The organism is Anoxybacillus ayderensis (genome assembly GCF_000833605.1).
Taxonomy (GTDB): Bacteria; Bacillota; Bacilli; order Bacillales; family Anoxybacillaceae; genus Anoxybacillus; species Anoxybacillus ayderensis.
On the sequence record NZ_JXTG01000024.1, the window covers coordinates 1 to 25,936 of the forward strand.

Genomic DNA, 25,936 nt, shown 5'->3' on the forward strand with positions numbered 1-25,936 from the left:
CCTGTGGCAAGCAAGCCAATCATCGAGCGAATGACATCGCTATGGGAAATGTGCACTTCTCGACGAACCGTTGGAAGCCGAAGTGCGTTTACCCGTTTATCCAGTTTCGTTCGATGGAGTAAGTAGCCCACGAGAGCAAGCCCAGCACTTGGAGTAATCGCTTCATCTGTCAATACAAACCGAATCGGGAAATCTTTCATCACATTCACCTACTTGATGAAGAATCGTCAACGTCGTTTTCCCTTATCGTATCAACGGTTTGCGACCATTGTAAAGATGTTTTGTCACGGATTCAGGATCCACTTATATTGGCTGAACATATCCAACGAGATTTACTTGAAACGGTTCAAATTCCTATCAGTATCGGTATTGCACCGAACAAATTTTTAGCGAAAATGGCAAGTGAAATGAAAAAGCCGCTCGGCATCACGGTTTTACGCAAACGGGATGTTCCGAACGTACTATGGCCGTTGACGGTAGAAACGATGCACGGAGTAGGAGAGAAAACCGCCAAAAAGCTGAATGCAATGGGGATTGCCACGATTGGCGATTTAGCAAAAGCGAACGAAATAGCTCTGCAACAAACTCTCGGAATTTATGGCTCTCGTTTAAAAGAATGGGCAAACGGGATCGATCATCGCCCTGTCAACCCAGAAGAAGGGGAAAAGCGGAAATCGATTGGCAATTCGATCACTCTTCCGTACGATGTCACAGAGCAGCGGGTTCTTTTGGATATCCTTCGTCAATTAGCCGAGTCTGTCGGCCGACGAATGAAACAAAAGCGGGTGGTGTCGGCAACCGTTCAGTTGACGATTCGCTACCACGACTTCCAAACGATCACCCGCAGCAAAACGTGGGACAACCCATTTCAAGAAGCGGAAGAGATTTTTCGCTATGCGGCGTATTTATTGAAAAAACATTGGAACGGCGAGCCTATCCGCTTGCTTGGCATTACCGCATTAGACGTGTTTGATCGCAAAGAAGCGGTCAAACAGCTTGATTTGTTCCATTATGAAGAAGAAGCAAAAACCGAAGCGTTATGGAAAACGGTAGAGAAACTCCGAAAAAAATTCGGTGGCACAGCAATTCAAAAAGGTGCCGCCTTGGTAGAAAAAAAGGGGGAGCAACAAAATTAAGACATCTATAGTAATAAACTAACTTTCAAACAATCGATTGCAAAATAATAAAAATGGGAGGCATTTGTGGGTACATATTATAGCTTAGGGATTATTAGTGAATTTGTGGCTGAATCAGAAAAGACTTTAACTCAAGCTGAATGGGAACAGCTTTTAACAAAACGATTAGATTTAAGTTTGTTCCAACTAACTATCCATGGAAATAAAATTTATGGATCGCTTTATCCAGAAATTTTCAAGGAAAACATTAAAGATTTCTACCAAATTCTAAAGGAAATTGCTGGACCGAACCGAAGTGAAAACATTGATTATTATGAAAAGACATTCGGAAGTAATCTAGATGATTATCATTATTCCGAAACCGTTCTTTTCGTTGAAGGTTCTGACGGTTCTTTAATTAAAATTGGCGTCCGCTTTGCTCTACTATTTGTTGAGGGGAAGGTAAGTGTTGAAATTTTTAACACTGAGCCTCATTTAATAAACTGGTTATTTCGCAACAGTAAAATAGCGAATAAGCTTGCCGGATGTGTTATAAGCGAGATTGTGTAACTAAAAAACCTAAGAGGGCAGTAATAAATAGCAACTGCCTTGTTTTTTGTTTTTATTATTAGTTTACATAACATAAATTATAGGAAGTTATACAAAATTTATCTCACATAAAAAGTAAACTTTTATTTTTGAGACAGAAAAGAAAATAAAAACGTAGCTGTTTTATAGTTGACGAAACGAACTACAGCTACGTTTTACGATAAAATGCATACACCACATAATCCGTCCTTTCTTATTTAAGCAATATCCTCATTGCAATAGCGAACACCTTTGTATTGAATACGGATCGGGATTTGTTTTTCTCGTTCGTACTGGCGGCATAGCTTTTTCGCTTTTATGCACGCATCCATCATTCCGCGAGCAGTAATTGCTTCTTCCCATACAACTGGTTGTTGATGATGTGTACTAAAATTGAAAATATACTGTTTCATATAAATCCTCCCTTCTTTTTTCTTTGTATATCTTCAAACATTCATTCCGATTATTATTATAATGCAAACCTGTATTATTATTATTATAATGCAAACCTGTATTACAAAAAAGATTGAAACTGTTACAACATTGTAAACTTTTACAATAGATCGTGTAAATAAAAAACAAGCCTAAGGAAACACCCTTAGACTTGTCCGCTTTCATTTGAACTCAAACTTATTTGCCCACAGCTTTTTTCACATGTCCTTCTTTGCGCGTTGGCCAACATTCAACACCTTTTAACCCTTCAATATCGTCAGCATAAAATACAGGATCTTCTCCGCGTTTACGTTTTGCCATATAGTCATCAAGCGCTTTGAACGCAATACGACCAAGTAAACCGATTGCTACTAAGTTGGTTAATGCCATAAGCGCCATCGCTAAGTCAGCTAAATCCCAAACAATTTGTAAGCTAGCAAGCGCTCCGAAAATAACCATTCCGATTGCTAGGACGCGATAAACGAATAAAGCTGTTTTTCCTTTACTAATAAATTCAATGTTTGCTTCACCGTAGTAATAGCTTCCGATGATTGAGCTGAAAGCGAACATGAAAATAGCTGCTGATAAGAAAATACCTGCCCAAGAACCGAAGTGCTCAGAAAGTGCTGCTTGTGTTAATTCAATACCAACAAGTTCGCCCGTTTTATACGTATCTGACAATAAAATGATAAATGCTGTAGCACTACATACAAGTAATGTGTCGAAAAATACCCCTAGTGCTTGAATAAAACCTTGTTTCGCTGGATGTGAAACTGTTGCTGTTGCTGCAGCGTTTGGTGCACTACCCATACCAGCTTCATTGGAGAACAATCCGCGTTTTACCCCCATCATAATTGCAGCGCCCATACCACCGCCCACAACTTGTTCTAAACCAAAAGCACTCTTAAAAATTAAAGCAATAACTGCTGGAATTTCAGTAATGTTTATTACCATTACATACAATGCTAATCCGATGTAGAAAAACGCCATGATTGGAACAATAATTTCAGAGAAACGAGCAATGCGTGTAACTCCACCGAAAATAATGACTGCTGTTAATGCCGCTAAAAGGAAAGCGGTTACATAAGGGTTCACGCTAAATGAATTTTTAAACGCTGTAGCAATTGTATTGCTTTGCACGGCGTTAAATGTTAATCCGAAACTTGCGATAATTGTGAAAGCAAAAATTGTGCTCATCCAACGTGCGCCCAATTGTTTCTCCATATAATATCCTGGGCCACCTTTAAAACCAACATCGCTTTTTACTTTAAAAATTTGCGCTAATGTACTTTCAACAAATGCGCTTGCTCCACCTAAAATCGCAACAAGCCACATCCAAAATACTGCTCCTGGACCACCGATTGCTAAAGCCATCGCAACCCCAGCAACGTTACCCGTTCCGATACGTGTCGCAGCACCAATGAAGAATGCCTGAAGTGAAGAAATTTCTTTTTTCCCTTTTGACTCAGGGGATTTTTCTTTTAGGATTCGAAACATTTCTCCAATCAAGCGAATTTGTGCAAATTTCGTCCCGATCGTGAAATACAAACCGAGACCGAGCAATAAACCGATAATGACATAAGACCAGAGAATGTTGTTTAAAAATCCGACTGCTTGATTAATGAGCTCCATACACTTCCTCCTTAAAAATAAATAATTAAGATAATTAGTAAGATTATTAATCTTGCAATAGTATTATCTGAAAATTAAATTTATACGTCAATAGAAAAAAATAGAAAAACACAACCGTTTTACAGCGTTAAAGGAACAAAATTGAAAATAAATTATTTTTGTATACTATTCCAAAACAATCTTAACAACAAGTATTTTATTTTCTCACATACTATTCAAATACAATCTTTTTTTAAAAAAATTTTTTGTTAACTAAAAATTTTTTTTAATTAACATAAAAACACCCAAAATGACGGGTGTTTTTACAATTTGTATAACAATAATTTTTTTAGTAAAGGGGCTAAAAATGTCGGTAACTGTTCTACATTTGGAACAATGACATGATAATGTCCATATATATTTTCAATCGTTTTTTGTTGACTTTCGGTAATCATTCCGTTAGCTAAAAACACATTGACTACTTCAATTCCTAATTTTCTCGCTTCCGTCACCGCTTCATGTGTATCTACAATACCGTTTTGATCGTATCCAAAGGCTGCTGGTTCCCCATCCGAAAAGACGAGTAAAAATTTTTGTTTTTCGTTTCGTTTTTGCAACTCTTCTGTCATTAGCCGAATGGCCAAACCATCGCGATTATCTTCTTGAGGTTCTAGCTGCATAATTTCCGCTCCACGTCCCTTTTTCAAAGACGCATCAAAATCAATAACTGTTTGAAAATAATTTGGTTGATAAGACGGTGTCGCTTCGTTTGTATCCTCCCAAAAACCAACAATTTTATGTGGAACGCGAAGCGCTCGGAGGGATTCGTGAAATAAAACAATCCCCCTTTTCGTTTCTTCCATTTTGTCATACATCGATGCAGAACAATCGACAAGCAACACAAAAACAGCGTCTAACAAAGGAGATGTTTCATGCTTTTTATAAAATAAACGTGGATGAGCCTCGATAAAAAAGCGTAATAGCTTTTTATTTAAACGTCCGGCATGTAAATCTGTACGCGGATGTATTTTTTTATGCTCGAGTACTTTTTCAATTGTTTGCGTCAACTTTTTTTGATACGGCCTAATGGCTTCTCGATCACGTTCATACTGTCTCATTTGTTGTACTGTTGGTGGCGAAGCATCTACAAATATCGGTTTCGCATAACGATTTTCTTTTCCGTATTCGTACTCCGAACGTCCAAAAAGCCCTTGGCGATATTGTTGTTGTTCTAAATGCGTATAATCATTATGCGTCGTTTTTTGTGATGAACCGTGCACGATCCCAAGCGCTTGATCTCCCGCTTCTCCTTGACGAACTCCTTCGCCAAGCAAATCCGTTTGCGTTCCTTGCTCTAGATCAAACTGCAAAAAACTGTTTGTCATATCGCTTGTTTCGCGATGCCATGTATGCATCACTTCTTGAAAAATCTCTTCGTCTTTCGATTTCTCATCGAGCACATCATGATTTTTCAGCGGATCTTTGCGGCGAATATCTTCCCTATCTTCTTGCTGATCAGTGTAAATGTACTCTGGGAGATGAAAATATATGTTTAACATATCGGCATCTAACAATTCATCTAACACATCTACAACTGTAAGTACAATACGTGAAATATGATCGGTCGATTTTGCATCATATACATTTCGTATTTCACGCTCAACAAACGGAAGAGCGGGTCGCAATGGTTCAGGGAGAAAAACTTCCTGCTCTGGATGTTCCGCCGTTAATAATAAATATAGAAAATTAAACAATGCGTCTGTATGAACGCTTTTTACCATATTGACGTTCCATTGCGTTTGAAAATAATGACGATACACCTGTTTTCGAATGATAAACGATTTTTTTGTTCCAGGACGCACACGTCGACATACATCTTCTAAACGAAGATCTTCAAGCAACATAAACAGTTGTTTAGCGAAATTCCGAATAGAATAGCCCTTCACTTGATTAAGAAAAGAAATAATATGTTCGTCATTTGTATGATAAAAATTTCCGATCGTTCGCAAAAACACATCACTTTTTAGCCCATATACGTACTGCTCTTTTGGACGATTGTCCCAAAAATGACTAACAACCACTTTTTTATGTTGTCGATCAAGATACGACTGATAGCCAAATTCGAGCTCCATTTGCTCATCTTTTGTTAATGTTTTCACTAAATCAGATAGCTCCATAAACAAAAAAGAATCGACTTTTTTATCATTAAACATAATAAAACGATTCATTCAGCCACCCTCATTCATCAAACAACGTTTCTGCTAAATTACGCACCGCGGCTTTTTCACGATCATCTTCTAATTTTTCAACGATCGCCCGCTCGATTGCTCGTCGTGGTGGAATGTATACTGCTAAATCACAAGCATCGATTAATGCCCGAATCGAAGCTGCTTCTTCTGATACATATCCTTGCTTTACTTGAACAATTAAATCCGCTGACAATGTGACAAAACGATCCAATAACGTATCATTCGTCAGCTTCGTTTGCTGTTTCAAAATACTTTTTAACGCCTCCCCTTGAACGTACGGTACGTCAATGACAACAAAACGGTTTTTTAACGCTTCGTTTAACGGAACTGTTCCAACATATCCTTCGTTAATGGCTGCAATGACACCAAATGTCGGCTTTGCCTTTACGACTTCAGCAGTAAACGGATTTGTAATCGTTTTTCGATAATCGAGCACCCCGTTTAAAATGGGCAACGTTTCTGGCTTAGCCATATTAATCTCATCGATGTATAATAAATGCCCTTTTGTCATCGCTTGAATGACTGGCCCCGGTACAAATTCAATCGTTGCTTGCCCATTTGTTTGTTGAATCGTTTTAAATCCAAGCATTGCCTCAGCATCTAAATCGATCGAACAGTTTATGCTATGCATGGGCTGTCCAAAAAAGGTTGATAATGTTTCTGCTAATTTTGTTTTTCCTGAACCTGTCGGACCTTTTAATAACACATTTTTTCCTAACGCTAAAGCGATAATCGCGTCATATAAAATGGATTCATGGGCTGGTGTGTATGCAGTAGCCCCGATTCGTTCGATTTCGTCATGTTTAAACATTTCTCTTCTCTCTTCTATCATCGTTTGAATCGTTTCAGGAAGTGAAAATGATTGTGTATACATCATGATGTCAACCCTTTCTATGTTTTCATACGTACGTATTGTACAAAAAATGCACTCATTTGTACAAACAAACAAATTGTTTAACATAATAACATTATGTTAATAAAAAATAAAAAAGGAGCCACTCGGCATTATCGACTTTTGACGAGTAGCTCAACTGCTTCTTGAATAAGCTTTTCACTTTCTAATGATCCTGTTTCGATATCTTTGCGAATGCAACGCTCCAAATTAGCACTTACAACAACCGCAATGGCACGATCGACAGCGCTACGAATAGCAGATAATTGGGCAACTACTTCTTTACAATCTTTTTGCTCATCCATCATTTTGAGCACACCACGAACTTGTCCTTCAATTCGTTTTAATCTGTTTTTCACTTGGTTATCGTATGTCATATTTATCAATCTCCTTTTTCTATATACCCTTATCAGTATATTAAATGAAATATGATCTTATTGTCAACTAAAATTATCTTTAATTGCTTTACGAATAAGCGCTTCACAACGATCTAATTCTGTTTTTAATTGCCGCTTATATAACTGGGCTTTTTTATATCCTTCCTCAGTAAAACGGTAATAAACAACTTCTTGATACTTCATCCCCTCTTTTTTCTTTTTTACTTGTTCTAAAATCCCATCCTCAATTAAATCGTGTAGTGCTTTGTATACTTCTGAATGATTCGGACGGTATCCAAACGGCTGAAATTCTTCACGAAGCACGTCTAGTAATTTCAGTCCATACAATCGTTCTTGTTCGGTTAAAGTAATTAAATACAGCTTTAAAAATGCGCGTTGCTTTAATAAAAATCCGCTCGGTTTTCTTTTTTCGCTCATCTTTTCCTCCTCCTCTCATATGACACATTCTTTACTCAAAAGAAAAATCCTTCTATACTTCCATTATAATTGAACATTTTTATTTTTATTCAGTTTTTATTTAGAACATAGTTTTATCATATCAATTTTTTACAAAAAAAAGAAGAAGAGTAGCTCCTCTTCTTTATTTGAATACAATTGTTTTATTTTCATGAACGATGACACGATCTTCTAAATGCCACTTTAATGCGCGAACGAGGACTGTTTTTTCGATCATGCGCCCAATTCGTTTTAAGTCTTCTACATGATGTTTATGATCGACTCGTTCCACATCTTGTTCAATAATTGGCCCTTCATCTAAATCATCTGTTACATAATGAGAAGTGGCGCCGATGAGTTTCACTCCACGTCGATAAGCTTGCTCGTATGGTCGCGCACCAATAAACGCCGGTAAAAACGAATGGTGAATATTAATAATTTGCATTGGAAACGTTGCGACAAAACGAGATGATAAAATTTGCATATAACGAGCAAGCACAATGACATCAATATCATGTTCCTTTAACAATTGTATTTGTTTTTCTTCTGCTTCTTGTTTTGTTTCTTTTGTCACTGGTATGTAGTAGTACGGGATACCGAATGACTCTACCGTTTCTCTCATTTGTTCATGGTTGCTGATGACGAGGACGAAATCTGCAAGCAATTCACCCGCTTGCCATTCCCACAATAACTCTAATAAGCAATGTTCTTCTTTTGAAACGAATATCGCTACCTTTTTTATATGCGTATGTAGACTCAATCGCCATTTCATTGAAAAACGTTGTGCAATCGTTGCGAACTTTCTCTCCATCTCCTCTTTTCGTTCCGATATATTCGGAGCATCAAACTCAATTCGTAAAAAAAATGTACCGCCTTCAGGGTCTGTCGAATATTGACTAGACTCAACAATATTGGCTCCTTGTTCATACAAAAAAGTTGTAACCGCTGCAACAATTCCCGGTTGATCCGGACATGAAATAAGCAAGCGTGCCCGATGTTTATATTTGTCCATAAACTTTTGCGCATGTTTTTGTTGAAAATACATCATAACCCCCCTATAAAACGATGAAATAAATAATAGCCATTATTATAACAAATAAACAAATAGTCGAGAACATATCTCGACTACTATTTTCTTACTTATTCATTATTTTTCGTATTCCAAAAGCTCCTTTCCATATAGGAGCAGGCTGTTTGACGGAAGATGAAAGGTACGTGTATAACGCGCCCATAAATAATGAACCACCGACAATATTACCGAGCGTTACAGGTATGATGTTATGAACCATTCCTGCCACATGAATCGTATCAGGATGTTGAACAGCTAATGCAAGGGAGAAAATAACAAAATTTGCGATCGAGTGTTCATATCCAGAAGCAAAAAAGACGAAAACGATTAAAATCATGGCGAACATTTTTGCGATATCTTCTTTCATTTGCATCGGAATAAAAATAGCTAAACAAACGAGCCAGTTACACAAAATCCCTTTCACAAACAGTTGTAACGTTGTTGCATGCATTTTTTTCAATGCAATCGCAAATAGTAAATGATCCATCGGAAGATCATGAAAAATCCCTGACTGTGCGATTAAAAAAGCAAAGAAAATAGCACCGAGCAAATTCCCGCTATAACATGCGACCCAGTTACGAAGGGTGTCTCCAATCGTCGTTTCTTTTTGCAGGGTACTAACGGTAAAGTACATCGTATTTCCTGTAAACAATTCTGCCCCACCATACATGATCAGTACAAGAGCAATCCCGAAGAAAATGCCGCTTACTAAATAAGTGGCTGGTGAATGTGTTTCGTAAAAGTATTGACCAACCCGAACACAAAGAACAAGAGCAAAACCGATATATACACCTGCTAAAGCAGCACGAATCATGTATTGAAGCAGTGATTTTTGCAAAATAGATCGCTTCTTTAATGCGAGCTCTTTACATGTTTGTAAAGCATCCATCATTTCCTCACTTCTCTTTCTATTTTTGTGATGTTTTTCACACTTTATCCTACTCCTCTTCCTTACGTTTTTCAACGAATTTATGTAAATGTTAAAAGAACTGTCAACACTTTATTTTTGTAAACGATTGCGAACAAAAAGACTATTGCAATTTTTGCACATATTGTTCTCACCCTTTGCAAATCTATACAGAAATATATTAATATAAAAAAGGTGTAAAATACGTTGTTAGAGGAGGAAGCTATGAACTACATAAAGGAACAAAACGGTGAGTTGTGGTTAACAGAAGATGAACGTGAAAATTTAAAAATTAGTTATCGCATTAAAGAAATCATTTACTCAGAACGTTCACCATTTCAACATGTGATGGTTTTAGACTCATACGACTTCGGAAGAATGCTCGTACTTGACGGAGTTGTACAAACAACTTCCATTGATGGTCATATTTATAACGAGATGATTGCACATGTTCCTCTTTCTCTTCATCCGTCGCCGAAAAAAGTTTTAATTATTGGCGGGGGCGATTGTGGCGCAGCTCGTGAAGTGGCGAAATATGAAGAGGTAGAAGAAATACATCTTGTCGAAATTGATGAACTTGTTGTTCAAGCATGTAAAGAGCATTTACCTGAAGTATCTGGAAATCTTTCGGATCCGCGTGTGCAATATATATATAAAGATGGGGTTCAATTTGTGAACGATCGCGTGAATACGTATGATGTCATTATTATTGACTCGTCCGACCCGATCGGCCCTGCACAAGTATTATTTGAATACGATTTTTACAAAAGTGTGCATGAAGCACTCAAAGAAGATGGGATGATGGTTTGTCAAAGCCAATCCCCTATTTTTCATATGGACGTATTGAAACAAACATATACAAATATTCGTCATTTATTCCCGCATGTACACGTATATACAGCTACTGTTCCAACATATCCTGGCGGGCTATGGAGCTTTACGCTCGGTGGTAAACAACCTATTTCATTTGAGCGACTCAACACATTCTCAAAACAAACGAAATACGCAAATGCGGATGTATTAAACCAATGCTTCCGTCTCCCACAATTTATGAAAGAACATCTTCAATCGTAGTCGGAATCATTCCGGCTACGATTGTTGACAAACATACTTTTTTATATTACGATACAAAACGTAATGATTACTATTATCTTTTTTGAGGAGGACGAAACATGCGTGTGAAAATCGTTTTACAATGTACAGAAACTGGGGATCGTAACTACATAACAACGAAAAATAAACGCAACAGTCCAGAGCGGCTAGAATTAAAAAAATATTGTCCTCGTCTAAAGCGCCATACGTTACATCGTGAAACAAAATAATCCGTGGCATATGCCACGGATTATTTTTAATGCAAATGAATGCGCCGCGCAAAATCAACGAATCGAAATTTATCAAGACGATGACGGGACTCTGTATATTGAAACAAACTCGCATCATCTAAATAAACGTAATTCCGCACGACAACAACGTGGGTATATTGTTTAACATGCAAATACATTCGATCTTCATCCGTACACTCTTCGACGAAAAATTCCTTTTTGGCAAAACTAATTTTTAATTGCAATTCTTTTTCTAAATATTCATAAATGGAGCGCTCACATATATCTTTCGATAAAAACGGAACAAACTTTTTATTGAAAAAATCTTTATCTAAAATAATGCGCTCGCCTTCAATTTCTCGCACGCGTACTACTTTCCAAATGTCCTCTCTTGATGTCACATGGAGATGTTTTTTTAACATTTCATCAGGTTTCATCACTTCAAGTTGCTCAACAATCGTTCGCGAAGGTTTTCCTAACTTTTGTGCTAATTCTTTAAAACTAATTAGTCCCGAAATCGGGAAATCAAATTTACGAACGTCTAATACAATGGAACCTTTTCCTTTAATTTTTTGAATATACCCATGTTCCGAAAGTAAATTGAGCGCTTTGCGAATCGTTTCACGAGATGTCTCATATTGTTCAACGAGCTGATTTTCAGAAGGAATTTTCATTCCAGGTTTAAATATTCCCTTTTCAATTTTCGATAACAAGTCATTATAAATGGACAAATATTTATTTTCACTCATTGTTTATCACCGAAAAATATTTTACCATTATTTTTTCAAGTAATAAACAATCGATTCATACGGACGCAACATCATTTTTATAAAATCGCTTGGCGAGTCGTCATAGTTCGATAATAATATTTCGCTTTTATATTCTGTGATGTCTATATGTTCTGGCCATTCAAATAGTGTTTCTTGTCCATAAAAATTATTAATCACAACAAGTTTTTCATCGTTTCCGTTACGTATATATGCAAAAATCGAAGGATGATCTTCTAAAATGAGTTCGTAATCCCCTGTCGTAATGATGTCGTATCGTTTACGCAACTGAATTAGTTTTCGATAATGATAAAAAATAGATGTTGGATCTTGTAACGCTCGTTGAACATTAATTTCTTCATAATTGCGCGCGACAGAAATCCAAGGGGTGCCAGTTGTAAATCCCGCGTGTCGCTCATCGCTCCATTGCATTGGTGTTCGAGAGTTGTCACGAGATTTTCGCTGTAAAATATGCAATACCTCTTGTTCACTTTTTCCTTGTTCTTTTAATATTCGGTACATATTTAATGATTCGACATCTCGATAATCATCGATTCGTTCAAATTTTGGATCGGTCATTCCGATTTCTTCACCTTGATAAATAAAAGGGGTGCCTTGCATCATATGAATCGTTGTCGCTAACATTTTTGCTGATTGTTTATGATAACGTCCGTCATCCCCATAACGAGAAACGATGCGTGGTTGGTCATGATTGCACCAAAACAATGCGTTCCATCCACCGCCTTTATGCATGTTCACTTGCCATTCCGATAAAATCTTTTTTAACTGTAAAAAGTCAAAATTAGCAACTGCCCACTTCTCTCCATTTGGATAGTCGACTTTTAAATGATGGAAATTAAATGTCATATTCAGTTCATGACGATCAGGATTTGTATATAAAATACAATGGTCAATTGTCGTCGATGACATTTCTCCTACTGTCATCATATCGTACTTCGAAAATACTTCTCGATTCATTTCTTGCAAAAATTCATGAATGCGTGGACCGTCTGTATAATATTTTCTTCCATCTCCAGGTGGAATAGATCCATCATCGTCTAAAAATCGTTGATCTTTCGAAATTAAATTAATGACATCTAAACGGAAGCCGTCTACTCCTTTTTGTAACCAAAAATGCATCATCTCATATACACGCTTACGTACTTCTTCGTTTTCCCAGTTTAAATCAGCTTGTGTAACATCGAACAAGTGTAAATAATATTGTCCTGTTTGTTCATCATACTCCCAAGCTGATCCCCCAAATTTCGATTGCCAATTGTTTGGTTTATCTCTCCAAATGTAAAAATGACGATACGGGTTATCTTTAGATGAGCGAGCTTGTTGGAACCATTCATGATCTGTTGACGTATGGTTCACAACGATATCCATCACAATTTTTATATTTCGCTTATGCGCTTCTTCAATAAGTTTTTCAAAGTCTTCCATCGTACCGTATGGTTCATAAATTCGATAATAGTCACTTATATCATATCCATTATCACGCTGCGGAGATTCGTAAATGGGGGTGAGCCAGATGGCATCAACCCCGAGAGTTTGTAAATAATCAAGTTTTTGTATAACTCCTTGCAAATCACCAATTCCATCGCCATTTGTATCTTTGAAACTTTTCGGATAAATTTGATACACGACTGCTGTTTTCCACCATGGATGCATATTACTTACCGCCTCTCGTTTTTGCCAAAATGTACGTCAACGTAAATGGAACGATAAGGACGATAGCCATACCGATGAAAAATGGTGCCCATTTATCTGGGAAAATCGATAAAAATCCAGGTAGTCCGCCAACACCGATAGAAGAAGCTTGCACTTTATTAATCGTAATAAAAATTCCCGCAATAGCAGAGCCGATTAAAGCTGAAATGAACGGATAACGGAATCGTAAATTGACACCAAACATCGCTGGCTCCGTAATGCCCAAGTAAGCAGATATAGCTGATGTAAACGATAAGCCTTTTAATTTTTCATCTTTTGTAGCAAACATCATCGCAAGTGCTGCAGAACCTTGTGCAATATTGGATAACGCAAGCATAGGCCATAAAAATGTCCCACCTGTGCTACCAATCAATTGTAAGTCTACTGCTAAAAACGTATGATGCATTCCTGTGACAACGAGAACAGCGTATAACCCTCCATATACGAGCCCACCTAACGCTGCAAAACGATCGAATAAAGCAACAAGACCATCCGTTAAAGCGTTTGCAATAGCAAACGTCACAGGACCGATTGCAATAAAAGAAACAAACCCTGTCACAAGTAATGCAATTGGAGCAACAAGCAACAATTGAAATGCTTCCGGAATGCGTTTTTTCAAAAATTGTTCTAATTTCGCTAACACATATGATGAAATTAAAATAGGTAATACTTGACCTTGATAACCGATTTTTTGAATATCAAATCCAAATAAATTCCAATATGGCACTGTTCCTTCTTGCACAGCTGAAGCGTATGCCCATGCATTTAATAACGCTGGATGAACAAGCATAAGTCCGAGTACAATTCCGAGTAACTCGCTTCCACCAAACTTTTTAACAGCTGACCAACCGATTAACCCAGGTAAAAAGACGAACGCTGTATTGGCAATTAAGTTAATCATATCAGCAAAATCGCGCCATTGTTTATGAACATCAACAACCGATTTTCCTTCATAAAAAATTCCCGGGCCTGTTAAAATGTTATTTAACCCCATCAATAAGCCGGCTGTGACGATAGCAGGTAAAAGCGGAATAAAAATGTCAGCTAACGTTTTAATGGCTCGTTGTAGCGGATTTAATTTTTTTTCCGCAGCGTCTTTAATGTCTTGTTTTGTCGCGCGGCCGAGACCGGTCATTTCAATCATTTCGTTATATACTTTTTCTACTAATCCTTGACCAATCACTACTTGAAACTGACCATTGACTGAAAATGATCCTTTCACAATATCAATGTTTTCTAATGCTTCTTTGTCAACTTTTCCTTCATCTTTTAACGCAAAACGAAGACGTGTGACGCAATGTGTCGCGGCAATAATATTTTCTTTCCCACCGACCGCTTGGACAATTTTTTCAACAGATTGTCGCATCTTCTACTCCTCCTTAGTTGAAGCGTTTACACACAATTTTTATAAACTTGTATATACAAGTCGACTTGTTTGTTTTTATTTTAACCTGTATATACAAGTTAGTCAACCGCTTTCAACATTTTTTAAAGAAAAAAAGATGCCCACATGGACATCCTCTTTATTTGCTTATTTGCTTTCTTTTCTCCGAGCATACATCGCCGCATGTCTTTTAATTTCGCCAATTAACTGCATTTCTTCTTGTTTAGAAATCTCTAACGATAGACCGTATTGAAATTCATTCGCATATGTTTTTTTCCACATGACAACGCCACGGACGTTCATTGGTTGATCGACGATTGTAAACTGTAACTCCACCTCCATTTCACCTTTAGCAGAGTCAATAGGTAAATTTAATTTTGTCTCCATTCGAATGCCACGCGGACTAATATCATGAATTTCAGCCGCTCCTTTATCCGTTTCCACTTCCCGTTCTCCAATGCGTGTAATACGGAACGTGCACGGAATCGGTTGACCAAATTGATATCGGAAAGGTTCTTGTCGTTTAAATCTCATCATAAGTCCCCCATATGAAAACTATACCTTCTTCAATATAATTGAAACAACGAAGAAATTCAAGGGAGTTATGACTATTTCACCCATGTATCCGTAACATAACCAACTTCTTCACAATCAAGCACGTATGTTACATTGCCATATCGATCACTTAATCGCAGTTCGTCGACATAAACCTCTTCCATCATGCCTTTCTCCGTCTTTAAAATAACATATCCGTTCGAAAGGAAATGACAGCTCACTAATCGATGTGGAGTTGTTTTCACTTCTTTAACGAGAAGTTGCCCACGTTTTGCACGTGTAGATTGCTCGATCTCTGTTCGTGCTATTTTTTTCACTGCTCCACGTTTTGTCACAAGAACAACGTTTTCTTCAGTTGCTTGTTGAGCAGAAACAACGCAATCTCCTTCTTTTAGATGGATTCCTTTCACTCCAGCTGCTCGAACGCCAACTTCTCCGATTTCTTCTTCTTGGAACAATAAGCCATAGCCATATTGTGTGACGAGGAATATATACCCTGTTCCGTCAGTTTGATACACATTCACAACTTCATCGTCATCTTTTAATCGAATCGCCACAAGCGGCTTAGAGTACCGTTGTGCTTTATAATGAACGAGACTTGTTTTTTTCACAAACCCTTGTTTTGTAATAAATAGCACATATCCATTTGAAAAATCTGTGATTGGAATAGCACTAATGAGTTGCTCATCGCGATCAAGCGGAATGATATGAGAAATATGTTGACCGATATCTTTCCAACGAATATCGGGAAGTTCATAAACAGGGCAATATAGATAATTACCTTTATTTGTAAATAACAACAACGTATGTGTCGTATTCATTTCGAACATACCGAGCAATCTATCGCTCTCTTTCATGCCAATATCTTGTCCGTTCGAAGCGCTATAAGACCGAAGGCTTGTCCGCTTAATATATCCATCTTTTGTGACGGTAACAATGACATCTTCCTCGGGAACAACGACATTCATTTCAATTTTAATTTCTTTTATTTCTTCTTCAATCGTCGTTCTCCGCTCATCTGCATACGTTTTTTTCATTTTTCTTAAATCGGCTTTAATCACAGATAATAGCTTTTTCTCACTTTCTAAAATGGTCGTTAATTCTTCGATTTTATCGTTTAATGCGTTTGCTTCTTCACGCAAATCATAAATATCTGTATTCGTTAAACGATACAGCTGTAATGTGACGATAGCTTCCGCCTGAGGCTCCGTAAATTCATAGCGATTCATCAAATTTGCTTTTGCATCTTTTTTATCTTTGGACGCACGAATCGTTGCGATCACTTCATCTAACATCGATATAGCTTTCATTAGCCCTTCCACAATATGAGCGCGTTCTTTTGCTTTTCGTAATTCATAACGGGAACGATTCGCGACCACTTCTTTTTGATGTTCGATATATGCATCTAATAGTTGCGGTAAGCTTAATAACTTTGGACGACGCTCGTGGATGGCAACCATGTTAAAATTGTACGTAATTTGTAAATCAGTGTTTTTGTACAAATAGTTTAAAATACCTTCTGCATTGCCGTCTTTTCTCACTTCAATAACAATTCGTAACCCTGTGCGATCTGTTTCATCACGCACATCAACAATTCCATCCAACTTTTTTTCAAGGCGCAATTCATCAATTTTTTTAACTAAATTCGCTTTATTGACTTCGTAAGGGATTTCCGTAATCACAATCGCTTGTTTGCCGCCTTTCCCTTGTTCGATCGTTGCTTTAGCGCGAATAATAATTTTTCCTTTCCCTGTTTCGTAGGCTGTTTTAATGCCTTCTTTTCCTTGGATGATGCCACCCGTTGGGAAATCCGGCCCTCTTAATACAGTCATTAAATCATCAACTGTACAAGTCGGATGATCAATGCGCATAATCACTGCATCAATTACTTCTCCTAAATGATGTGGTGGAATTTCTGTCGCATAACCTGCTGAAATGCCTGTTGAACCATTGACAAGTAAATTCGGAAACATTGCTGGCAATACAACAGGTTCTTTGCTCGTATCATCAAAGTTTGGTACAAATTCTACCGTTTCTTTATCAATATCGCGCAACAATTCAGATGCGATCGCCGATAATCTTGCTTCTGTATAACGCATCGCTGCAGGTGGATCTCCATCAATGCTTCCGTTATTTCCGTGCATTTCAATAAGCACGTTTCTCACTTTCCATTCTTGGCTCATACGCACCATCGCTTCATATACGGAAGAATCACCATGTGGATGGAAATTACCGATGACATTTCCGACTGTCTTAGCCGATTTACGGAATGGTTTATCGGACGTATTTCCATCTACATACATCGCATATAAAATGCGACGCTGCACCGGTTTCAATCCATCGCGTGCATCAGGTAAGGCACGTTCTTGAATAATATATTTACTATACCGACCAAATCGGTCTCCTAACACATCTTCAAACGGTAAATCTAATACACGTTCCATGTTCTTATTCCCCCTCAGTTGTCATCACATGATCGTTTTCTAAAATATTCATATCGTCCTCTAAACCGAATTGCACATTGGACTCAATCCATTTTCTTCTCGGTTCTACTTTATCGCCCATCAATGTCGTGACACGACGTTCTGCACGTGCTGCATCGTCAATACGAACACGAATAAGCGTCCGCGTTTCTGGATTCATCGTCGTTTCCCATAATTGATCAGCATTCATTTCACCAAGCCCTTTGTAGCGTTGAATCGTATATCCTTTACCGATTTTTTTCAAAATCGATTGCAGTTGCTCATCCGTCCATGCGTATTCAATCACTTCTTTTTTACCAACTTTTTTACTTACTTTATAAAGTGGTGGAAGGGCAATAAACACTTTACCAGCTTCGATGAGTGGTCGCATGTAACGATAAAAGAAAGTTAACAACAACACTTGAATATGTGCCCCGTCTGTATCTGCGTCAGTCATAATGATGACTTTATCATAATGAATATCATCGAGCGAAAAATCAGCCCCCACACCCCCGCCAATGGCATGAATAATTGTGTTAATTTCTTCATTTTTAAAAATATCAGCTAGTTTCGCCTTTTCTGTGTTAATGACTTTCCCACGAAGAGGCAATACCGCTTGAAAACGGCGATCACGTCCTTGTTTAGCTGAGCCACCTGCCGAGTCCCCTTCGACTAAATACAATTCATTTTTTTGTGGATTTCGTGTTTGAGCAGGTGTTAACTTTCCGCTTAATACATGTTCTTTTCCTTTTCTCTTTTTTCCAGAACGTGCTTCTTCCCGTGCTTTTCGCGCAGCTTCACGCGCTTGAAACGCCCGAATCGCTTTTTTAATTAACAATGTGGCGATATCTGGGTTTTCATTTAAAAAGTACGTTAGTTTCTCGCTAACGACCGCTTCAACGGCCGAACGAGCCTCAGGTGTTCCTAGTTTCCCTTTCGTTTGTCCTTCAAATTGCAACAGTGCTTCTGGAATGCGAACAGATATGATCGCAGATAATCCTTCACGAATGTCTGTGCCTTCTAAGTTTTTATCTCGTTCTTTCAATAAACCTACTTTTCGTGCATATTCATTAAACACGCGAGTCATTGCCGTTTTAGCTCCGATTTCATGTGTTCCTCCATCTTTCGTTCGCACGTGGTTCACAAACGAAAGCATATGTTCTGCATACCCATCATGAAACTGAAAGGCAAACTCCACTTCAATATCGCTTTGCTCGCCGCTAAAAAATACAACCGGATGCAATACATCTTTTTCTTCATTTAAGTATTGTACAAACGCTTCAATTCCATTTTCGTAATAAAATGTATCACGTAATCCCGACCGTTCATCGTGTAATTCAATTTTTAATCCTTTTAATAAAAATGCAGATTCTCGTAAACGTTCACTAATCGTTTCATAATGGAACGTTGTTGTACTAAAAATCGTTTGGTCCGGTTTAAAGCGAATTTTTGTTCCTGTTCGCTTTGTTTCTCCAATTTTTTCAAGTGTACTGACAGGCTTTCCACCATGTTCAAACCGTTGGTAATATATGAACCCATCACGTTGAATCGTCACTTCTAACCATTCTGATAAAGCATTAACAACAGAGGCACCAACCCCATGCAAACCACCGCTCGTTTTATATCCACCTTGACCAAATTTCCCTCCTGCATGTAATACAGTTAAAATAACCTCTGGCGTTGGCTTTCCTAACTTATGCATACCTGTAGGCATCCCACGTCCTTCATCTTGAACGCTAATGCTTTGATCATTATGTATCGTCACAACAATGCGTTTTCCATATCCAGCAAGCGCCTCGTCAACGGCATTATCTACAATTTCATATACGAGATGATGCAAACCACGGCTATCTGTACTTCCGATATACATGCCTGGTCGCTTACGAACCGCCTCTAATCCTTCTAATACTTGAATGGTATCTTCGTTATATGTAAGAAGTTGTTTATCTGTCACAATCATTCCCCTTTCACAACAAGAACATTTGTTTCTGTTTTTTTGACTTTCTCTATTTTAACATACATTCGAAAAACGTCCAACGTCATGATAAGAAAAGCGCAAAGCGCCCGCCTATCGGCGAAGAGAGCACAAGCCCCACCGAGGAGAGCTCGAACCAAGCGATCGCTTGGTTCTGCGTGGGTAACATCACTGAAGTATTTCAGTGTGTCGCCGCCGCAGTGTGGGTCGGAGCGAATCGAGCCGATGGCGCTTGGAGCTAGACACCTTCCTAAATCTGAATTTTTATACTTTCTTATCTCTTTAGAAAAAGAACGACCATTACGAAAAGAATGGTCGTTTTTAACGTGTGAGCGCATGTTCTACTTTGATGCAGCGATCCATCACAACGGTATAACCTTTTTCTGTTAAATCACGGTACACCTCTTCATCATATACACCTAATTGCGCCCAAAACACGTCCGCATCTATTTGTACAAATTGCTCAGCAATTTCACGTAAATGTTCGGAACGGCGAAACACATTCACAATATCGACATGTCCTTCAATATCCGTTAACATAGCAACAGCCGGAATGCCTTCCCATTCTTTAATAAGCGGGTTAACTGGAATGATTTCATATCCTGCTTCTTTCATCGCTTTTGCGACCATGTACGATGTACGTTCCGGACGATCTGACAATCCCACGACAGCAATTCGTTTGGCCTTATTTAAAATTTGTTTGATTTGTTCACGACTTGGATTCATGTCATCTACCTCCTATGATAACCTAGTATTTCTTCATACAAAAAAATAATCCTGCCTTCATTTTTTAAAAAAGCATGTTACAATAAAAACATGACCTTGATAGAGGAAATATGAATGAAGTAGAGGGGGCTTATAATGTCCATTTTGCTTATGATCATCGGTTATTTACTTGGTTCGATTCCGTTCGCGTTACTTGTCGGGAAAATTGGGTACGGGATTGACATACGTGAACATGGAAGCGGCAATTTAGGCGGAACAAATACGTTTCGGGTGCTCGGTGTAAAAGCAGGATTAATTGTGACAATTGCCGACATTTTAAAAGGAACGTTGGCTGCAAGCTTACCTGTATTGTTTCATGTAGACATTCACCCGCTCATTACGGGAATGTTTGCTGTGTTTGGCCATACATATCCGGTGTTTGCACAATTTCGTGGTGGAAAAGCGGTTGCCACATCTGGGGGAGTGTTGTTATTTTATTCACCTGTTCTTTTTATGACGATGTTAGCTGTCTTTTTTCTCATTTTGTATATATCCAAATACGTCTCGCTTTCGTCCATGTTAACTGGCGTGTATGCCACCGTTTATGCATTCATATGGACAGAGGATATTCCTTTGCGCATTGTCGTCACATTATTAACACTTTTTGTATTTTATCGTCACCGAGCAAACATCAAACGTATTTTAAACAAAACAGAACCGAAAGTGAAGTGGTTATAGCGTGACTACATGTCGTTTACCAGAAGAATTTATAACAAAAATGAATGCTTTGCTTCAAAATGAAGCGGAGCGTTTTTTTGCGACATACAATGAAGAAAAAGTTCATGGTTTGCGGGTGAATACACTAAAAGTTTCACCATCGACATTTTTAAACATCAGTCCATGGGAACTTGATCCAATTCCTTTTTGTTCTACAGGATTTTATTACCGCGATGCCCAACCTGGAAAACATCCGTATCATGCTGCTGGATTGTATTACATTCAAGAGCCAAGCGCAATGTTTGTCGCTGAAGTGCTTGCCCCATCTCCAGGAGAGCGCGTGCTTGACTTATGCGCAGCCCCCGGTGGGAAAACGACACAATTAGCAGCTATGATGAACAATGAAGGGTTTTTATTGGCAAACGAAATTCATTCAAAACGTGTCAAAGCTTTATCTGAAAATATTGAGCGACTCGGAATTACAAATGCTGTTGTGACAAATGAAACACCTGAAAAACTATCGGAAACATTGGAAGGATTTTTCGATAAAATTTTAGTTGATGCTCCATGTTCCGGGGAAGGGATGTTTCGAAAAGACGAAGAAGCGATTCAATTTTGGAGTTTAGACCATGTTCAAAAATGTGCACAAACACAAAAACATATTTTATCTTGTGCTTATAAAATGTTAAACGAAGGGGGGACACTTGTTTATTCGACATGCACATTTTCTCCCGAAGAAAATGAACAAATGATTGACTGGTTTTTAGCAACTTACGATGATATGGAACTCGTTCCAATCGAAAAAGAACACGGGATTCAACCAGGTGTGACACATTGGACGAACACACATAATGAACAAATCGCACATACTGCAAGACTTTGGCCTCATCATCTCCGAGGAGAAGGGCATTTCGTTGCAAAAATGCGCAAACGAGGAGCAGCAAAACGATGGACTGGAAAAACAGCTACTTCTAACGTATCGAAAGCGATGTGGCGTGATTATGAAACGTTTATAAACAACACAATCCAAACGACAATAGACGGGACGCTTTACGCATTTGGGACGCATATATTTGCTCTCCCTTATTTATGCCCGCGTTTAGACGGCTTAAAAGTCGTTCGCCCTGGTCTCCATATAGGAGAATGGAAAAAAAATCGCTTTGAACCAAACCACGCTTTAGCTATGGCACTAACAAAACAACAAGTACAAGCACACCTTCCGCTCACGTTTGAAGAAAGTATCCGATATATGAAAGGAGAAACGTTACAAACAAATGGCGATCGGGGATGGATATTAATTACTATTGACGGCTATCCACTCGGTTGGGGAAAAGAAGTAAAAGGAGTGGTAAAAAACTTTTACCCGAAAGGATTACGAATAAAATAGGATGTCCCTCGATATGTGGGGCATCCTATTTTGTAATTGTAACTGTAAAAGTCATATCATCTTTACTTAAATCAAACGTTTTCGCTTTGAGCATATATCCTTTTTTTATACGGATGTCGCTTACAACAATATAAATGCGCTCTTTTTTCGCGTCCACTTTCACCCAATTTGGCAAAGAAGCATGTTGATCTATATATGATAGCACATACGGAACGGGTAAACGAAGTTGTCCAAATGTCATCGTCGGGTGGGCAAGTACAATGTGCCCGTTTTCATCCACAGTCGGATCAAACGCCATCGTTAAATCGACTTGTTTTCCGAATATCGGAATCGCGCTTATTATATAAAGACGATCAGCTAATTGAACATCATAAGACAATTCACCCTTTTTTTCATGCTTCTGAATATAGTCACGAATAAGGGTATTCATATGCTGTTTCGAAGTTTGAACAGTAAATACCGGTCCTTCCCCTTTGATGTTTGGAATATTTGGAGAAGGAGATGGCTGAAACATATAAAAAAGTAGTAACACGATTATGAAACCATTTATCCCTAACAGGATAAAAAATAAAATTTTCCATTTCACAATTCATTCTCCTATCCACTCACGATGTTTTTGTAAATATTCATATATGCGCTTTGCCATTTGTTCATAGCCTAGGTTGTTCGGATGAAATTGATCATCATACAATACATCATCACGTCCTTCAAACAGATCCGCAATAGGTACAAATAGTGTACGATCATAGCGGGAAATCACTTCCTTACTCCCTTCGTTCCACATGTGTATAACCTCATCCATTTCTGGTATATTTGGAAATGCTGAAGAAAACGGATTGTATAATCCAATCAGCACAATATAAGCGTCCTGATTCATATGGCGAAGAAGTTGCAGTTGTTCATCAAGTCGGGAAGCAAACGCCTGTTGTTCCTTTACAAACAAATCGTATGTTAAAGATAAAAAATGTGAACGAACAACCTTCATCATATCATTTCCACCGATAGTGATAAAAATAAGATCTGCTTGCTGAATGACCGATTCGTTATTTATCATGACATCTGCGAGTTGTGTACTACGTAATCCTCGTTTGCCAAAGTTGTGCACAAACACTTTATTCACATCGTCACGATTTTCTAAATATTGCTCAATGAAAGCAACATATCCACCTTCCTCATCACCTACCCCTTCGGTTAATGAATCACCTAACGCCACAATTTGTAAATCACGTGACTTCATTTGTACTTGCTCTTTCTCTTCCATCATTGTAGGTGTAGAAGAACATCCGACTAAACAGACGCAAAGAAATAGAAGAAGAAATTTGTTCACAGAAAATCCCCTCTCTATAAAAGAAAAGACAAAAATGACTGAATCATCATTTTTGTCTGTATATCCTATTCTTGTAACATGTCAATATGCTTTAAAATTTCTTCGTAAGGTACATCGTTTAAGCCACTATAGTACTTCACAATCGTCCCATTTTGATCAACGAGATAAAAGTCTGTACCGTGAATGACTTGATCCCCTTCTTGCGGTTTTTTTACGACAGCTTTAAAGTTTTTTTGAGCAAAACGTTCAATTTCTTGTTGTGTGTATCCTGTAAGTAGGTGCCAACGACTCGTATCTCCTTGAAACTTCTCAACATATGCCTTTAATACATCCGGTGTATCGTTTTCAGGATCGACACTAAACGAAACAAAATGAACGTCTAACCCTTTTTCCTTCGCCATTTTTTGTAATTTTGCCATATTTGCCGTCATTGGAGGACAAACGTCAGCGCAGCGCGTAAAAATAAAATCAGCCACCCATACTTTTCCTTTTAAATCAGCTAAGCCAAACTGTTGACCATTTTGATCAATAAATGTGAAATCTTCAATTGGCCAATTTTTTGCATCTGGAATTGATTGTTGACAAGCAACAAGCAAGGACAGAGATAAAACAAATAACCATAAACGTATACGCTTCATTTTTTCGCTCCCCCTACTCCGTATAGTACATAAATCCGATGGCTCCTGGGCCTGTGTGCGTAGAAATAATTGGGGTTGTATACACGATGTCGGTTTGTGTCCATCCTGTTGCTTCTGCAATCGACTGTTTTAATCGTTCACTTAAATCCATTGCTTCTGCATGAGCAATCCCTACTGCTCGAATCATCTTTCCTTTCGTATGTTCAACAAATTGGTTTGTTAAAAATTTGACGATTTGAGACTGGCTACGAACTTTTGTCACAGGTGTATATACACCATCTTGTAACGAAGCGATCGGTTTAATGTTTAATAACGAACCAATCATCGCTTTTCCGCGTCCAATGCGTCCCCCTTTGACGAGATTTTCAAGCGTATCAACAACAACAAATAAATGTGTATTCTCGCGGATCGTATCAAGACGCGAAACAATTTCTTCTACTGTTTTTCCCTCTGCCGCCATTTTTGCCGCCTCTAATACTTGAAAGCCGAGCGCAAGAGAAATAAAACGGGAATCAATGACGGTAACGTTGGTTTTTGTCATAGCCGCAGCACTCTCTGCAGAGCGCACCGTTCCGCTCATTCCTCCTGTCATATGAATGGAAATGACATCATATCCTGCTTCTCCGAGTTCATCATATACTTGTAAAAACTGTCCTGCAGACGGTTGAGAACTTTTTGGAAGTTCATCTGCTTGTTTCATTTTTTCAATAAATTGTTGTGGAGTAAAATCAATGCCGTCTACATATGTTTGCCCATCAATAGAGATTGATAATGGCACGACGCGAATGTCCCACGCCTCAATCGTTTCTTTTGTTAAATCGACCGTAGAATCTATTACAATCTTTATTTTACTCATTTTTCCACTTCCCATATTTCATTCTAAAATTTCGTACGGTGAAATTATATAATAAAATGCCCCTATATGTCGCTGTTTTCATAAAATTTTTTGTAAAAAAAGAGCTGATTTTGCACAATAGCAAAACAGCTCCCAGCTTGTCGACAAAGTCGACAAGCTGTTTTAATATATAGGTATAAGGGTATAGGAGGGGGAAATCGGATGCTTCAACGTCATCAAGAAGATCGTAGACATGTGGAAACAACGGTAAAGATTGATGACCTTGTTCCTGAGGATCACCTTGTGCGTAAGCTAGAAAAAGCGATTGACTTCTCTTTTATTTACGACATCGTCAAAGATCTATACTCACCTGATCATGGACGACCAAGTATTGATCCGGTTGTGTTGTTCAAAATGTACTTGATCCGTTATATCTTCGGCATTCGTTCGATG

26 protein-coding genes and 1 pseudogene are annotated in these 25,936 nt (G+C 38.2%); 7 read left to right on the top strand and 20 right to left on the bottom strand.

The features are described from left to right. A pseudogene (locus tag JV16_RS13325) lies at positions 1-200 on the bottom strand (IS1380 family transposase); the annotation flags it as partial. Positions 201-281: 81 nt separating this feature from the next. On the opposite strand from JV16_RS13325, the gene JV16_RS13330 reads away from it, so the two are divergent. Both JV16_RS13330 and JV16_RS13335 read left to right on the top strand, forming a co-directional pair. After that, the gene (locus JV16_RS13330; protein WP_476855433.1) at positions 282-1,136 is read left to right on the top strand and encodes a DNA polymerase IV; all 855 of its coding nucleotides are present in this window, start codon (positions 282-284) and stop codon (positions 1,134-1,136) included. 66 nt (positions 1,137-1,202) lie between these two features. Then, on the top strand, positions 1,203-1,685 hold the full coding sequence (locus JV16_RS13335; RefSeq protein WP_042536288.1) for a hypothetical protein: 483 nt from the start codon (positions 1,203-1,205) through the stop codon (positions 1,683-1,685). Between the two features lie 236 nt (positions 1,686-1,921). On the opposite strand, the gene JV16_RS13340 is transcribed toward JV16_RS13335, so the two are convergent. The 8 genes from JV16_RS13340 to JV16_RS13375 form a co-directional block, all read right to left on the bottom strand. Next, positions 1,922-2,116, bottom strand: coding sequence for a hypothetical protein (locus tag JV16_RS13340; protein ID WP_021095945.1), 195 nt, complete (start codon positions 2,114-2,116; stop codon positions 1,922-1,924). Positions 2,117-2,333: 217 nt separating this feature from the next. Further along, a complete protein-coding gene (locus tag JV16_RS13345) occupies positions 2,334-3,767 on the bottom strand; it encodes an alanine/glycine:cation symporter family protein (protein ID WP_021095944.1) in 1,434 nt (477 codons plus the stop codon). A gap of 302 nt (positions 3,768-4,069) precedes the next feature. Beyond that, a complete protein-coding gene (locus JV16_RS13350) occupies positions 4,070-5,974 on the bottom strand; it encodes a vWA domain-containing protein (RefSeq protein WP_021095943.1) in 1,905 nt (634 codons plus the stop codon). Positions 5,975-5,984: 10 nt separating this feature from the next. Next, positions 5,985-6,806 carry an AAA family ATPase gene (locus tag JV16_RS13355; RefSeq protein WP_235045465.1) on the bottom strand — a complete coding sequence of 274 codons (822 nt, stop codon included), beginning with the start codon at positions 6,804-6,806 and terminating at the stop codon, positions 5,985-5,987. 194 nt (positions 6,807-7,000) lie between these two features. Then, the gene (locus JV16_RS13360; protein WP_003397198.1) at positions 7,001-7,264 is read right to left on the bottom strand and encodes a metal-sensitive transcriptional regulator; all 264 of its coding nucleotides are present in this window, start codon (positions 7,262-7,264) and stop codon (positions 7,001-7,003) included. A gap of 63 nt (positions 7,265-7,327) precedes the next feature. Beyond that, positions 7,328-7,702: a replication termination protein gene (locus JV16_RS13365; RefSeq protein ID WP_003397201.1), complete on the bottom strand. Its 375-nt coding sequence runs from the start codon at positions 7,700-7,702 to the stop codon at positions 7,328-7,330. A 163-nt stretch (positions 7,703-7,865) separates the two neighbouring features. Next, on the bottom strand, positions 7,866-8,765 hold the full coding sequence (gene purU, locus JV16_RS13370; RefSeq protein WP_021095941.1) for a formyltetrahydrofolate deformylase: 900 nt from the start codon (positions 8,763-8,765) through the stop codon (positions 7,866-7,868). Positions 8,766-8,856: 91 nt separating this feature from the next. Further along, entirely contained in the window at positions 8,857-9,678 is an 822-nt protein-coding gene (locus JV16_RS13375; protein ID WP_021095940.1) for a formate/nitrite transporter family protein, read from the bottom strand. 243 nt (positions 9,679-9,921) lie between these two features. Here JV16_RS13375 and speE point away from each other — a divergent pair, with 243 nt between their 5' ends. Next, complete coding sequence (gene speE, locus JV16_RS13380; RefSeq protein ID WP_021095939.1) at positions 9,922-10,770, top strand: polyamine aminopropyltransferase; 849 nt, start codon at positions 9,922-9,924, stop codon at positions 10,768-10,770. A gap of 98 nt (positions 10,771-10,868) precedes the next feature. Continuing rightward, entirely contained in the window at positions 10,869-11,018 is a 150-nt protein-coding gene (rpmG, locus tag JV16_RS13385) for a 50S ribosomal protein L33 (RefSeq protein ID WP_021095938.1), read from the top strand. A 26-nt stretch (positions 11,019-11,044) separates the two neighbouring features. Here rpmG and treR read toward each other — a convergent pair whose 3' ends face one another. The 7 genes from treR to JV16_RS13425 form a co-directional block, all read right to left on the bottom strand. Next, entirely contained in the window at positions 11,045-11,767 is a 723-nt protein-coding gene (treR, locus tag JV16_RS13390; protein WP_021095937.1) for a trehalose operon repressor, read from the bottom strand. Positions 11,768-11,794: 27 nt separating this feature from the next. Next, positions 11,795-13,459: an alpha,alpha-phosphotrehalase gene (treC, locus tag JV16_RS13395; protein ID WP_021095936.1), complete on the bottom strand. Its 1,665-nt coding sequence runs from the start codon at positions 13,457-13,459 to the stop codon at positions 11,795-11,797. Between the two features lies 1 nt (position 13,460). Further along, complete coding sequence (treP, locus tag JV16_RS13400) at positions 13,461-14,864, bottom strand: PTS system trehalose-specific EIIBC component (RefSeq protein ID WP_021095935.1); 1,404 nt, start codon at positions 14,862-14,864, stop codon at positions 13,461-13,463. A 165-nt stretch (positions 14,865-15,029) separates the two neighbouring features. Next, positions 15,030-15,419: a PilZ domain-containing protein gene (locus tag JV16_RS13405; RefSeq protein WP_051157508.1), complete on the bottom strand. Its 390-nt coding sequence runs from the start codon at positions 15,417-15,419 to the stop codon at positions 15,030-15,032. Between the two features lie 71 nt (positions 15,420-15,490). After that, positions 15,491-17,881, bottom strand: a complete 2,391-nt coding sequence (gene parC, locus JV16_RS13410) for a DNA topoisomerase IV subunit A (protein WP_021095933.1) — start codon at positions 17,879-17,881, stop codon at positions 15,491-15,493. Between the two features lie 4 nt (positions 17,882-17,885). Further along, a complete protein-coding gene (parE, locus tag JV16_RS13415; protein WP_035063633.1) occupies positions 17,886-19,859 on the bottom strand; it encodes a DNA topoisomerase IV subunit B in 1,974 nt (657 codons plus the stop codon). A 336-nt stretch (positions 19,860-20,195) separates the two neighbouring features. Further along, positions 20,196-20,600 carry a CoA-binding protein gene (locus JV16_RS13425; protein WP_042536293.1) on the bottom strand — a complete coding sequence of 135 codons (405 nt, stop codon included), beginning with the start codon at positions 20,598-20,600 and terminating at the stop codon, positions 20,196-20,198. Between the two features lie 135 nt (positions 20,601-20,735). On the opposite strand from JV16_RS13425, the gene plsY reads away from it, so the two are divergent. Together plsY and JV16_RS13435 are read left to right on the top strand one after the other, a co-directional pair. Then, the gene (gene plsY / locus JV16_RS13430) at positions 20,736-21,317 is read left to right on the top strand and encodes a glycerol-3-phosphate 1-O-acyltransferase PlsY (RefSeq protein WP_021095930.1); all 582 of its coding nucleotides are present in this window, start codon (positions 20,736-20,738) and stop codon (positions 21,315-21,317) included. Position 21,318: 1 nt separating this feature from the next. After that, positions 21,319-22,683, top strand: coding sequence for an RsmF rRNA methyltransferase first C-terminal domain-containing protein (locus JV16_RS13435; RefSeq protein WP_035063631.1), 1,365 nt, complete (start codon positions 21,319-21,321; stop codon positions 22,681-22,683). A 25-nt stretch (positions 22,684-22,708) separates the two neighbouring features. Here JV16_RS13435 and JV16_RS13440 read toward each other — a convergent pair whose 3' ends face one another. The 4 genes from JV16_RS13440 to JV16_RS13455 form a co-directional block, all read right to left on the bottom strand. Next, positions 22,709-23,269, bottom strand: coding sequence for a YpmS family protein (locus JV16_RS13440; protein ID WP_021094806.1), 561 nt, complete (start codon positions 23,267-23,269; stop codon positions 22,709-22,711). 3 nt (positions 23,270-23,272) lie between these two features. Next, the gene (locus JV16_RS13445) at positions 23,273-24,010 is read right to left on the bottom strand and encodes an SGNH/GDSL hydrolase family protein (protein WP_021094805.1); all 738 of its coding nucleotides are present in this window, start codon (positions 24,008-24,010) and stop codon (positions 23,273-23,275) included. Positions 24,011-24,075: 65 nt separating this feature from the next. Then, a complete protein-coding gene (locus tag JV16_RS13450) occupies positions 24,076-24,648 on the bottom strand; it encodes an SCO family protein (RefSeq protein WP_021094804.1) in 573 nt (190 codons plus the stop codon). 13 nt (positions 24,649-24,661) lie between these two features. After that, the gene (locus JV16_RS13455; protein WP_042536294.1) at positions 24,662-25,504 is read right to left on the bottom strand and encodes a DegV family protein; all 843 of its coding nucleotides are present in this window, start codon (positions 25,502-25,504) and stop codon (positions 24,662-24,664) included. Between the two features lie 201 nt (positions 25,505-25,705). On the opposite strand from JV16_RS13455, the gene JV16_RS13460 reads away from it, so the two are divergent. Further along, positions 25,706-25,936, top strand: a 231-nt coding sequence (locus JV16_RS13460; RefSeq protein WP_042536296.1) for an IS1182 family transposase, incomplete at its 3' end; no start/stop codon positions are given.

Excerpts from the sequence above, each read along its gene's own strand:
- speE (WP_021095939.1), top strand. The coding sequence starts at position 9,922 with ATGAACTACATAAAGGAACAAAACGGTGAGTTGTGGTTAACAGAAGAT.
- treC (WP_021095936.1), bottom strand. The coding sequence starts at position 13,459 with ATGCATCCATGGTGGAAAACAGCAGTCGTGTATCAAATTTATCCGAAA.
- JV16_RS13340 (WP_021095945.1), bottom strand. The coding sequence starts at position 2,116 with ATGAAACAGTATATTTTCAATTTTAGTACACATCATCAACAACCAGTT.
- JV16_RS13355 (WP_235045465.1), bottom strand. The coding sequence starts at position 6,806 with ATGTTTAAACATGACGAAATCGAACGAATCGGGGCTACTGCATACACA.
- JV16_RS13365 (WP_003397201.1), bottom strand. The coding sequence starts at position 7,702 with ATGAGCGAAAAAAGAAAACCGAGCGGATTTTTATTAAAGCAACGCGCA.
- treR (WP_021095937.1), bottom strand. The coding sequence starts at position 11,767 with ATGAGTGAAAATAAATATTTGTCCATTTATAATGACTTGTTATCGAAA.
- JV16_RS13360 (WP_003397198.1), bottom strand. The coding sequence starts at position 7,264 with ATGACATACGATAACCAAGTGAAAAACAGATTAAAACGAATTGAAGGA.
- JV16_RS13405 (WP_051157508.1), bottom strand. The coding sequence starts at position 15,419 with ATGATGAGATTTAAACGACAAGAACCTTTCCGATATCAATTTGGTCAA.
- parC (WP_021095933.1), bottom strand. The coding sequence starts at position 17,881 with ATGGAACGTGTATTAGATTTACCGTTTGAAGATGTGTTAGGAGACCGA.
- JV16_RS13455 (WP_042536294.1), bottom strand. The coding sequence starts at position 25,504 with ATGAGTAAAATAAAGATTGTAATAGATTCTACGGTCGATTTAACAAAA.
- JV16_RS13450 (WP_021094804.1), bottom strand. The coding sequence starts at position 24,648 with ATGAAGCGTATACGTTTATGGTTATTTGTTTTATCTCTGTCCTTGCTT.
- purU (WP_021095941.1), bottom strand. The coding sequence starts at position 8,765 with ATGTATTTTCAACAAAAACATGCGCAAAAGTTTATGGACAAATATAAA.
- parE (WP_035063633.1), bottom strand. The coding sequence starts at position 19,859 with ATGATTGTGACAGATAAACAACTTCTTACATATAACGAAGATACCATT.
- rpmG (WP_021095938.1), top strand. The coding sequence starts at position 10,869 with ATGCGTGTGAAAATCGTTTTACAATGTACAGAAACTGGGGATCGTAAC.
- treP (WP_021095935.1), bottom strand. The coding sequence starts at position 14,864 with ATGCGACAATCTGTTGAAAAAATTGTCCAAGCGGTCGGTGGGAAAGAA.
- JV16_RS13425 (WP_042536293.1), bottom strand. The coding sequence starts at position 20,600 with ATGAATCCAAGTCGTGAACAAATCAAACAAATTTTAAATAAGGCCAAA.
- JV16_RS13375 (WP_021095940.1), bottom strand. The coding sequence starts at position 9,678 with ATGGATGCTTTACAAACATGTAAAGAGCTCGCATTAAAGAAGCGATCT.
- plsY (WP_021095930.1), top strand. The coding sequence starts at position 20,736 with ATGTCCATTTTGCTTATGATCATCGGTTATTTACTTGGTTCGATTCCG.
- JV16_RS13350 (WP_021095943.1), bottom strand. The coding sequence starts at position 5,974 with ATGAATCGTTTTATTATGTTTAATGATAAAAAAGTCGATTCTTTTTTG.
- JV16_RS13345 (WP_021095944.1), bottom strand. The coding sequence starts at position 3,767 with ATGGAGCTCATTAATCAAGCAGTCGGATTTTTAAACAACATTCTCTGG.